The 11035-nt window shown below is 35.7% G+C and carries 10 protein-coding genes; all 10 read left to right on the top strand.

Annotation, left to right across the window (positions count from 1 at the left end):
* The 10 genes from EG342_RS07230 (at window position 1) to EG342_RS07185 (ending at window position 10923) form a co-directional block, all read left to right on the top strand.
* Window positions 1–825 (top strand): glycosyltransferase family 2 protein, encoded by an 825-nt coding sequence (locus EG342_RS07230; RefSeq protein ID WP_103289074.1) that lies wholly within the window; start codon window positions 1–3, stop codon window positions 823–825.
* Window positions 825–2561, top strand: a complete 1737-nt coding sequence (locus tag EG342_RS07225) for a glycosyltransferase family 2 protein (RefSeq protein WP_103289073.1) — start codon at window positions 825–827, stop codon at window positions 2559–2561. The genes EG342_RS07230 and EG342_RS07225 overlap by 1 nt, the downstream gene beginning before the upstream one ends.
* 61 nt (window positions 2562–2622) lie before the next feature.
* Window positions 2623–3291: a Rossmann-fold NAD(P)-binding domain-containing protein gene (locus EG342_RS07220; protein ID WP_103289072.1), complete on the top strand. Its 669-nt coding sequence runs from the start codon at window positions 2623–2625 to the stop codon at window positions 3289–3291.
* A 1-nt stretch (window position 3292) separates the two neighbouring features.
* Window positions 3293–4243, top strand: coding sequence for a glycosyltransferase family 2 protein (locus EG342_RS07215; protein WP_103289071.1), 951 nt, complete (start codon window positions 3293–3295; stop codon window positions 4241–4243).
* A 12-nt stretch (window positions 4244–4255) separates the two neighbouring features.
* On the top strand, window positions 4256–5044 hold the full coding sequence (locus tag EG342_RS07210; RefSeq protein WP_123868045.1) for a glycosyltransferase family 2 protein: 789 nt from the start codon (window positions 4256–4258) through the stop codon (window positions 5042–5044).
* A 1-nt stretch (window position 5045) separates the two neighbouring features.
* Window positions 5046–6008 (top strand): glycosyltransferase family protein, encoded by a 963-nt coding sequence (locus tag EG342_RS07205; protein ID WP_103289069.1) that lies wholly within the window; start codon window positions 5046–5048, stop codon window positions 6006–6008.
* Window positions 6009–6038: 30 nt separating this feature from the next.
* On the top strand, window positions 6039–7172 hold the full coding sequence (locus tag EG342_RS07200; RefSeq protein WP_123868044.1) for a hypothetical protein: 1134 nt from the start codon (window positions 6039–6041) through the stop codon (window positions 7170–7172).
* 39 nt (window positions 7173–7211) lie between these two features.
* Window positions 7212–8135, top strand: a complete 924-nt coding sequence (locus EG342_RS07195; protein WP_103289067.1) for a glycosyltransferase family 2 protein — start codon at window positions 7212–7214, stop codon at window positions 8133–8135.
* Window positions 8136–8182: 47 nt separating this feature from the next.
* Window positions 8183–9979, top strand: a complete 1797-nt coding sequence (gene asnB / locus EG342_RS07190) for an asparagine synthase (glutamine-hydrolyzing) (RefSeq protein WP_103289066.1) — start codon at window positions 8183–8185, stop codon at window positions 9977–9979.
* On the top strand, window positions 9979–10923 hold the full coding sequence (locus EG342_RS07185; protein ID WP_103289065.1) for a glycosyltransferase family 2 protein: 945 nt from the start codon (window positions 9979–9981) through the stop codon (window positions 10921–10923). Before asnB ends, EG342_RS07185 begins: the two co-directional genes overlap by 1 nt.
* The last annotated feature ends 112 nt before the right edge of the window (window positions 10924–11035 follow it).

Raw genomic sequence — 11035 nt, 5'->3', positions numbered from 1 at the left:
ATGGATACTCCATTAATTTCTATCATAGTTCCCGCTTACAATCAGGCACGCTATCTTAATGAATGTCTGCAATCCATTATGGACCAAACATTCAAAAAATGGGAGTGTATAATTGTAGATGATGGTTCTCCGGACAATACAGAAAATATAGTACAAACATGGTTAGAAAAAGATACCAGATTCAAGTATTATAAAAAACAAAACGGCGGGGTTTCAACAGCAAGAAACTTTGGAATAGAAAAAGCATCAGGACAATGGATTCTTCCTCTTGATGGAGATGATAAAATTGAAAACCAATATTTAGAATTAGCCTCAATACATTTTGAAGAAAGTGATATTGTTTACTGTTATGCTCAATATTTTGGCCTCCGAAATGATGAATTTGTCTTGGAAAATTTTCAAATTCCAAACATGTTACTTGAAAATCAAATCTTTTGCACTGCATTCTTTAAAAAAGAAGACTGGAAAAATATAGGAGGTTTTGATGAAACAATGCATAAAGGATATGAAGACTGGGATTTTTGGCTATCTTTTATTTCATTAAAAAAACAAAATATAAGAATAACAAGACTGCCATATACCGGATTTCTTTATAGAATTAAAGAAGTTTCACGAAATACGGAAGCAATGGAGGCTAATGACGATGAAATACGCAACTATCTTTATAATAAGCACCAGCTATTGTATAAAGAAAATATTTCAGAGTTTAAAAATATCCTCTATGAAAACAGAAAACTTAAGCAGAAAGTTAATCACCTGGAGAAACTAATCAACTCCAAAAGATATCAGTTAACAGAAAAAATATTTTCAATTTTTAGACGATAATGAAAAAACTAGCTATTGTTATTCCTTACTACAAAATAGATTTTCTGGAAAAAACCATACAATCTATTGCTGCACAAACCAACCAGGATTTTGTGTTGTATATCGGTAATGATAATAGTCCTGATAATCCTTTGCCTGTCCTTGATCTGTATTTCCAACCTGATGAGTATCATTATTTTGATTATAAAGATAATTTAGGGGGCAAGAATCTGGCACTGCAATGGGCAAGAATTCTGGATCATGTAAAAGAAGAATGGTTCATTATTTTGGGAGATGATGATACCATTTCTAAAAATTTTGTTGAAGAGTTTTATAATAACCTCATCCCGATTGAAGAAAAGAAAATCAATGTGATTAAATTTTCTCAGGCTTTGATGGATGAAAATGACAACGTTCTCACCTCTTTTACCCGCTATGAGCAGGTAGAATCTTCTGTGAAATTATGGTTGCAGAAAATTTATGATGGTCATCGCTCAAGCCTGTCTGAACATATTTTCAGAAAAAGTGCTTATCAGAAATATAAATTCAAAGAATTTCCATTAGCATGGAATTCAGATGATCTGGCTGTGCTGGAATTTTCAGATTTCGGATCGGTGTATTGTATAGATGCCGCCAAGACATATGTTCGCATATCTTCTTCAAGCATTTCCGGAGATGTCGAAAACACGGCTTATCAGGAACGAAAGGTAGAAGCAAGATATCAGTTTTTTGGTTATCTGATCAATACATATTATACCAGATTCAGTTCCGATACCTTACAAAAACTGATCAATGTACACCTTCATTATTGCTGGCAAAACAAGAAACAATTAAATCTTAATCTCTATAAGCTTTATTATTATTTAAAGAGCTATAAACAATTACTGGGAGCTCCAAAGAAGAAATATTTGCTGTTGAAAAACAATGATTCAGCCTGGGATATAAAACATTATACTGGGAAAGTGGATAAGATCAGGAATAAAATATTGTACCGATATCTCATTCAATATGATCAGCAGGTAAAATCTCAGAGAGAAAACACTTTAAGTATTCCCATCATTATCATTAATTTTAATCAACTTTATTATTTAAAGCAACTGATCGGATTCTTACAGGAAAGGAAGTTTGAAAATATTATCATCATCGATAACAAATCTGATTATCCTCCTCTTCTTGATTATTACAAAACGATCGATCAGAAAATTACAATAGAACGTATGTCTGATAATCTCGGACATAAAGTTTTTTTCGATACTCCCTATTTACAGGAAAAGTATGGTAAAGGATACTTTGTATTAACTGATCCCGATATTGTTCCCAACGAAAAACTTCCCGCAGATTTCATGTCTGAGATGATCTCAAAAATGGATAAATATCACAGCAGCATAACCAAAGTAGGATTTGCCCTGGATATAGAAACCATTCCCGATTATTTTCCTCTGAAAGAGAAAGTTCTCAAATGGGAAAAACAATTTTGGGAGAAGAAACTCGAAAACAATGTTTATTCTGCCTATGTGGACACAACTTTTGCCTTGTATAAGCCGTATTATCCCAACCGATTCAATAATTTACCTTTTTTGGAAGGGATAAGAATAGGTGGAGACTATACCGCCTTACACGGAGGATGGTATATGGATCCTCAAAACTATACGGAAGAATATTTGCATTACATTCAGTCTGTAGATAAATCCAGCTCATGGAAGCTCAATACCAAAGGAGAACATGATAATAAAGGAATCGCAAAATATGAAAACTAATACTCACCATGGATATTCTTTCAAAAACATAGTTTTTAACTATAAAAACACACATTGATCAATGATTATAGGAAACGGACTTATCGCTAATTCATTACAACACATCGATTCAGAGGACTATATATTCTTTGCTTCCGGGGTTTCAAATTCCCTTGAGACCAGAGACTCTGAATTTGAAAGAGAATTTAATCTCCTAAAAGATACCCTGAAAAACAACAGCGATAAAAAATTGATATACTTTTCCACCTTAAGTGTAAAAGACCAGTCAAAGCAAAACAGCCATTATGTTTTACACAAACTGGCCGTGGAAGATTATATCAAAAATAATTCTAACAACTATCTTATCCTGAGAATTGGTAATATTGTTGGAAAAGGAGGAAACCCTAATACCCTTTTTAATTACCTGAAAAGCCAGATAACCAACAACAATACGTTTGTTGTTCATACCCATGCAAGACGACTTCTGATTGATATGGACGATATAACCCGTTTTTTGAAAATCAACTGTATTCTTCCTGAAAATGGTATTATCAATTGTGCCTTCCCTTATTATTACGATTTAAAAGAAATAATTGGTGCTATTGAGAAAAAGACCAGTCAAAAGGGAATATATTCCGAGATCGATGAAGGGGATTTTTATAAAGTAGATTTTGGAGAAAATATCAACTCATTTTTTTCCGGAATAAGCCCCGAAGATTATCTGGAAACTTTAACCAAAAAGTATATTTAAGATGGCGAAAATATCAGTTATAATTGTCACTTATAATGCCATGAAATGGGCAGAAAGATGCTTTACAAGCCTGAGGCATTCTTCAGTTCCTGTCACCTGCATCGTCATCGACAACGGATCTACGGATGGTACTCAGGAATATATAAAAACACAGTTCCCGGAAGTTGATTTTATTCAATCTCCGGAAAATGCAGGTTTTGGAAAAGCCAATAATATGGGCATCGAAAAAGCTTACAAACAAGAAACAGAGTTCTTCTACCTGATGAATCAGGATGCCTGGATTTATCCGGACAGTTTCCAGCAGTTACTCGATGTGTATCATTCCCATCCGGATCAAAACCAGATAGGAATTATGAGCCCGATGCATCTCGACGGCAGCGAGAAAAAACTGGATCTTCATTTTGAAAATTATCTTGCCAAAGATCTTAGAAATAACAGAATGCTTTCTGATATTTATTTTGATGAGGCTAAACCTTACTATGAAATAAGTTTTGTGAATGCAGCCCATTGGTGGATTCCCAGAAAAGCAATCGAAAAAGTAGGTGGGTTCAACCCTTACTTCTTCCACGGTGCAGAAGATTATGAATACATACACAGGGTTTCTTATTTCGGACTTAAAATCATTGTGTGCTCAAAAAGTAAAGTGGTTCATGATACCGTGCAATCGTTTTACAAGAAGGAACCTAAAGACAAAGCAGAAGCATTAAAGACCGCAAGACTCTCTATGCAAATGCAACGTGAGACCAAATATCTTGACCCCAACTACGATTATAATATTAAAAGAGAAAAGACGGCACTGCTCTCCTATCTTCTGAAGATGGGAGCCAAAGGAAATATGAGTGAAGCCCGGTTTTATAAAGACCAGTATCAATACTTTTCAAAAAAATTCGGAGAGATTGAAGCAGCCAGAAAAATTTCCATGACAGCCCCACATCCCTTCCTAAACCTATAAGTACTAATGATTATGGAAAAACTGCCCATCAGTATCTGTATCCTTTCGTGGAAAAGTGGAGAAACTTTAAAAAACACACTGAAGTCTTACAAAAAATACGGTCTTTTACATATGATCGATGATATTGTGATCCTTTTTCAGGAAGTAAGTGAAGAAGACAAAAGAACGGCAGATCAGTACAAAGTCAGATACATAGGACTACAGGATAATATCGGAATCGGAAAAGGAATGAAAGTGCTTGCAGAAAATGCAGTGTGTGAAAACATCCTCTTTCTGGAACACGACTTTGAGCTTATTGAAGGTGAAAAGACCGTATATTCGCGCCTTAAGAGCGGTCTTGAAATGCTCAGCAACGGATTTGAAGTAGTACGTTACCGAAGCAGGGAAAATCCGGGATATCCGCTCATCTCCATCAGACATAAAGGAAATGAACTGAATTATTATGATGATTGGCATGAATGTACTTCCCCTCACCTTCTGGAATCCTTACACTGGCTGGATCCCGCATCAGAATTTCCGGATAAAATCCAGAAAAAAGGAGAATATTTTGTGACCACTTCCCGTTGGGCCAATTGGACGAATAATCCTTATCTTGTCAAGAAAAAGTTTTTGCTGGAAACCATTATTCCCTTTTCAGGAGAAACCGCATCACTCGAAAGAAATATTGCTTCCTGGTGGGTGAAACAGGATTTCAAAATCGCCCAGGGAGAAGGACTTTTTAAACACAATGATCTTACCAAATATCCGAAGAGAACCATTCTTCAGAAGATAAAAGGAAGACTGAAAAATATATTTAAATAAGATGAAAATTCTTTTTCATGAGGATGAACTCAACTATCGGGGGACTTCCATAGCAGTTTATGATTACGCAGATTTCAATGAAAGATATCTGGGAAATGAATCGATTATTGTATACAACAAAAACTCAAAGACCAATCATCCGTTGGGAATTGAAAAATTTGAAAAACGCTTCAAAGTCTACGGTTATTCCGATTTTAATGAAGTTGAAAAAATCATTACCGAAAGTAATATCGACCTGTTCTATGCCATTAAAAACGGATATCTTGACGGAATAGAAACCAAAGCAACTAAAACTGCAATCCACAGTGTTTTCACTCATTTTGAGCCCCACGGCGACGTTTACGCTTATGTTTCTGAATGGTTGAGCGAAGAAATGACCGGATCAAAATATCCTTACGTTCCTCACATGGTCAATTTCGAAACCCACACCGATCTGGATCTAAGGGCTGAGCTGAATATTCCCCCAAAAGCAAAAGTATTCGGTTATTATGGCGGCTACATCAGTTTTAATATTCTGTTTGCTCAGAAAACAATTGAAAAAATAGCCACCAGATACAAGGATATCTATTTTATATTTATGGGTGTAGATCCTTTCATCAAAAAGAAATGGTGGAAATCATTGCCGTCCAATATCATATTTTTACCTCCAAGCTCAGATATTATCATGAAACAAAAGTTCATCAATACCTGTAACGCTTTGCTTCATGCAAGACAAAGGGGAGAAACATTCGGGATTACCGTTGCGGAATTTGCGATTAAAGGAAAACCGGTCATAGCTCTGGCCAATCCACCGGAAAAAGCCCATATCAGCCAAATGAAAGATCAGGCTTATTATTATCATGACAGTAAAGAACTTCAGGATATCATTCTGGATTCGGAACTTAATCTGTCGGCAAAGGAATTATATGAACAATTCCTTCCCCATCCTGTTATGGATAAGTTTAAAAAGGTTTTTATTGATTAAAATATATCGTTCCCACTCCAGCCAGTCATTATGAAAACTAAAATAATCAATTACATCATCGGTTTTATATTGATTATATACTATTATATTAGTGTCCAGAACACCTATATGCAGGTTGTTTTTCACAAAAATGGATGGTATCTCGGTGAATGGCTAATCAGCTATCAGGATGGTGGTTTCAAACGGCGTGGACTTTGCGGAACCTTTTTTATTTTCTTGAATGAAATTACAGGAGCCCAGCTTGAATGGATTGTATTTGCATTTGTATCTTCCATATACACACTTTTATTCTTCCTTCTCATAAAATTTTTCACCCAAAAGAAAAATACACTGCTCACAATAAGCCTTATATTGCTGCCCGCCGGAATGGGAATGGTCTTGAAAGATCCTACAGTTGCCGCTAAAAAGGAAATTGTGATCTTTTTATTCTACCTGATTTATTGTATCTATCTGGAATCTCACAAAAAAATAAGAGATATTTTCATTACTCTGTTCATTATTATTGCCATTCTAAATCATGAAGCAGCGTTCTTTTATATTCCTTTTGTAAGTTTTACCTACTTTATCAGAGACAAGGCTTCTTCTCAAGTTAAAATAAAAAAAATACTGCTGTATCATATTATTCCGGCTGTGGTTACCATGCTGATCCTTTATAAATTCGGATATAGTATAAGCAGTGAAAATTCAATTCAGTTTCTCCAAAATCACGGTCTTAATTTAGTTCTTAAAGGAATTTACGGCTATGATCCTCACTATAATGTTTTGAATTTCTACCAGGCTCACCTCTATGGCTACTTAACCTATCTGATCAGTCTGTTTTTTGCATCTCTGACATTTTTCATCTACTATAAATTCAACAAAATAAAAATCAGCAGAAAATTCCTTATCATACAGGCTATTTTCCTGCTTCCGTTATTTTACATCGCCTATGACTGGGGAAGATGGATCAATATTTTTTTCACATTATTAACCCTATTCACCTTAGGAGAAAAGCAACTGAACAGTTCTCTGAAACAAGATATTGTTGCACTGGTATTAATTCTTTTTAACTCATTGTGGACCATGCTGCTCTTCACTCAGGGCTTTATGACTTTTCCGGCATTAGATGCTCTTATTAAAAAAGTGTATTATTTCATCTATTTTAAAATCCATAATTTGCTTTAAATTATAATACACCAAACCAAAAACGATTAAAAAATAAAAATGTCTGAGATTCATATCATTATTGTTACCTACAACGCCATGAAATGGGCAGAACGATGCTTTAACAGTTTAAGACAGTCTTCTGTTCCCGTAAAATGTTTCGTCATCGATAACGGATCTACAGACGGAACTCAGGAATACATCAAAACCAATTTCCCGGAAGTAGATCTTACTCAATCCGAAAGCAATCTCGGATTTGGGAAAGCCAATAATATAGGAATTGAAAAGGCATACAAAGACGGAGCCGAGTTTTTTTACCTGATGAACCAGGACGCATGGCTGTATGAGGATAGCATGGAAAAACTCCTTGAAGTCTATATCAACCATCCCAATCAGGACGAAATTGGAATTATAAGTCCTATCCACATAGATGGTACAGAAAAACATCTCGATATTTTCCTTGATCAGTATATCGCCAAAAATTACGAGAAAACAAGAATGATCTCAGATCTGTATTTCCAGACTTTAAAATCCTATTATGAAGTCTGGTTTGTGAATGCTGCGCATTGGCTGTTACCCAGAAAAACAATAGAAACGATAGGCGGCTTTAATCCATATTTTTTCCATTATGGAGAAGATGATGAATATGTAAACCGTGTTCACTTTCATCAAAAGAAGGTATTACTCGCTCCCGGCAGCAGAGCCGTACATGACGGTGTACAGCTCATTCGTAAAATAGATTTAAAAAAATATCCCGATCTCCGCATCGAAACCAATATCATGAATCCCGCCATTCCCAACGGATTGGAATTGGAAAAGAAATATTTAAAACAAGGCATGATTAAAAATCTGATGACAGGAAAGATGAATATGTATAAGGAACTGTCTCAAAAAAATAAAAAGATCAGTGAAGATGAAAAAAAACTGACTGATTTCCGAAACCGGGTGTCTCAGAAAGGCACTACTTTTCTTAATCTGTCGTAAATTAGCATATCCAAAACTGGAAAATTAATGATGAAAAATAAAATATTATGTGCGGAATAGCAGGAATTATCGGCCAAAATGCCAAAAACTACCACGCGGAAATCCAGAAAATGACGGATTCTATGATCCACCGCGGTCCGGATTCTTCACATTATGAATTTTATGAAAATGCGGCATTGGGTCACCGCAGACTTTCCATTATCGACTTGTCAGAAAATGGGAAGCAGCCCATGTTCTCCAATACCAACAACGAATGTATTGTTTTAAATGGTGAAATCTACGGATATCAGGATATCAAAAGACAATATGCAGAATATCCTTACCACGGCGGTTCCGATACCGAAGTGATCCTTGCGATGTACCAGAGAAAGCAGGAAAATCTCATTCATGAACTTCCTGGAATGTTTGCTTTTGCCATCTGGGATGACCAAAAACAGCAACTGTACTGTGCAAGGGATCGTTTTGGAGAAAAGCCATTCTATTACGCGGTGGGAAATAATAATGAATTTATTTTTGCCTCAGAAATCAAAGCCATTTTAGCATCCGGACTGATTCAGCCAAAAGTAAATCCGGAAGCGATTTCCAATTATTTACAATATGGATATGTAAGTACCTATCAAAGTATATACAGTAATATTTTCACTCTTCCGCCGGCCCATCAGCTTATCTGGAAAGAAGGAAAAATTACGGTTTCAAGATATTACAGCCTTCCGGCAAAGAATAGAGTCATCAGTCTTTCCGATGCTAAAGAAGAATTTGTTTACCTGCTTAAAAATGCAGTAAAAAAACAACTTATTGCAGACGTGGAAGTCGGGAGTTTCCTGAGCGGCGGGCTGGACTCATCCTCTGTTGTGGCTTTGGTTGATGAATTTCTACCCCACCAGACCACCATCAGTTTTGGATATGACCATAAAGACAGTGAGCTGAAATATGCAAAAGAAATTGCGGATAAATATAAGACCAATCATATCGAAGTTCATGAACAAAAAAAAGATCTTGCAGAATCTCTTCTCAACATTTCTCCTTTTTTTGATGAACCTTTTGCTGACATTTCATTCATCCCACATTATGAAATATGTAAAAATGCAAGAAAGAATCTTACTGTAGCCCTTTCCGGTGACGTTGGCGACGAATTATTTGGAGGATATCATTTTTACACCGTAGAAAATAAGTTGAAAAATCACTTCAGTTATAAAAACCTCATCGCAAAATTCGGACTTAGCCTTTATCAAAAAATAAAGCCCACTTCTTTTCTTACGCAGCAGAACCTGAAATACGATTCTATTTTAGACTTTCATCTCAACAATGTAAGAAATGATTTTAGCAAAGAAGAACGTAAAATGCTGGGCATTTCAACAGATTATCAGCAAGGGTACAGCTTCACACCAGATCCGGATTCACTAAACGATATTATGAGAGTTGATCTGGAAAATTATGTTCCGGGAAATATGATGGTAAAATCCGACAGGATGGCTATGGCCAACTCATTGGAAGTAAGAACCCCATTTTTAGACCTGGACTTTGCGGAGTTCTGTATTCAATTGCCTGATCAGCTGAAACTAACCAATGACAATGATAAAATTATCCTTCGCGAAACGATGGGTTCTTACTGGACGGAAACCATAAGAAACAGGCACAAGCAAGGCTTTGGGCTCAGTGTAAAAAGCTGGTTTGATGAAGAAAACTTAATGAAGCTCTCCAACGATCTTTTAAAAAATCCTAATCAGAAAGTTTTCAATTATATCGATTTTGATGCTGCTCAAAAATTCCTGAATAAAGATCATAAGCACTGGAATCTTTTGCAGCTTGCGCTTTGGGCTCATAACAATCAATCTGTATTATAATGCTTGATATCTCTGTAATTATTCCTGTATACAATGCTGCTGAATTTTTAAAAAAATCAGTGCTTTCGGCATTGCCTTTCGAAGAAGTAAAAGAAATTATTTTAATCGAAGATAAATCTACCGATCACTCACTGGAAGTCTGCAAAAGACTGGCAGATCAATATTCTAAGATTAAACTTCTTCAACATCCTGATAAGGAAAATCATGGCGCAGCAGCTTCACGAAACCTTGGTATTGAAAAATCAACCGGAAACTTCATTACCTTTCTGGATGCTGATGATTATTACCTTCCCAATCGATTTGATGCTGAGAAAACTATATTTGACGATCCTAAAATAGAGGGTACTTTCGGTGCTGTTGGTATTGAATATCTTACCGAAAAAGGCAAACAGGAGTTTCAGTCTAAATTTAGCGACAGCTCCCTTACAACAGTGAATTATCCTGCAGAAGGAAAAGAAATCTTCAGAGGACTTCTTGGGCTTACACCGAAAACTTTCGGTACGTTTTTTCACCTTAATGCCTTGACGATTAGAAAGTCGGCTATTGATCAATATCACCTTAGGTTTAATGAGGTACTTCGTGTACATCAGGATTCTGATTTTATCATTAAACTGGCTTTCCATTCCTACCTGAAATCAGGAATTATTGATGAGGCAATTGCGATGAGAGGAATCCACGATGACAACAGAATTACTAAAATCGTTAAATATTCGCCACAGTATAATCAAAGACAGTTTCTATTCTGGAACTCTTTATATGAATGGTCTCAGCCTCTGTCTTTAGACAAAGATATTGTGCAGCATTTTTATCTTCAGAAAAAAGCTTTTGAGCTTTCCGGAAAAAAAGGTTTTTCTAAAGCCATAGATTTCCTGACTACTGTTATAAAAAATCCGAATATTTTAAAAATGAAATACCGATTTACATACGCTCATTCTCAAAATTGATAAGTTGACCCTCTCATCTGTAAAAAATACCGTTGAAAAATAAAAAACACTCATCATCTTCCAAGATCTGTATTTTTTCATTGCTCTCCTATCTATGAAAAAGACAATTTAC

This window comes from Chryseobacterium lactis, assembly GCF_003815875.1.
GTDB classification, from domain to species: Bacteria; Bacteroidota; Bacteroidia; order Flavobacteriales; family Weeksellaceae; genus Chryseobacterium; species Chryseobacterium lactis.
This window is presented reverse-complemented; position numbering and strand designations above follow the sequence as displayed.

Bases quoted from the DNA above. Each gene is read 5' to 3' on its own strand.
- EG342_RS07230 (WP_103289074.1), top strand. From the start codon at position 1: ATGGATACTCCATTAATTTCTATCATAGTTCCCGCTTACAATCAGGCA.
- EG342_RS07225 (WP_103289073.1), top strand. From the start codon at position 825: ATGAAAAAACTAGCTATTGTTATTCCTTACTACAAAATAGATTTTCTG.
- EG342_RS07220 (WP_103289072.1), top strand. From the start codon at position 2,623: ATGATTATAGGAAACGGACTTATCGCTAATTCATTACAACACATCGAT.
- EG342_RS07215 (WP_103289071.1), top strand. From the start codon at position 3,293: ATGGCGAAAATATCAGTTATAATTGTCACTTATAATGCCATGAAATGG.
- EG342_RS07210 (WP_123868045.1), top strand. From the start codon at position 4,256: ATGGAAAAACTGCCCATCAGTATCTGTATCCTTTCGTGGAAAAGTGGA.
- EG342_RS07205 (WP_103289069.1), top strand. From the start codon at position 5,046: ATGAAAATTCTTTTTCATGAGGATGAACTCAACTATCGGGGGACTTCC.
- EG342_RS07200 (WP_123868044.1), top strand. From the start codon at position 6,039: ATGAAAACTAAAATAATCAATTACATCATCGGTTTTATATTGATTATA.
- EG342_RS07195 (WP_103289067.1), top strand. From the start codon at position 7,212: ATGTCTGAGATTCATATCATTATTGTTACCTACAACGCCATGAAATGG.
- asnB (WP_103289066.1), top strand. From the start codon at position 8,183: ATGTGCGGAATAGCAGGAATTATCGGCCAAAATGCCAAAAACTACCAC.
- EG342_RS07185 (WP_103289065.1), top strand. From the start codon at position 9,979: ATGCTTGATATCTCTGTAATTATTCCTGTATACAATGCTGCTGAATTT.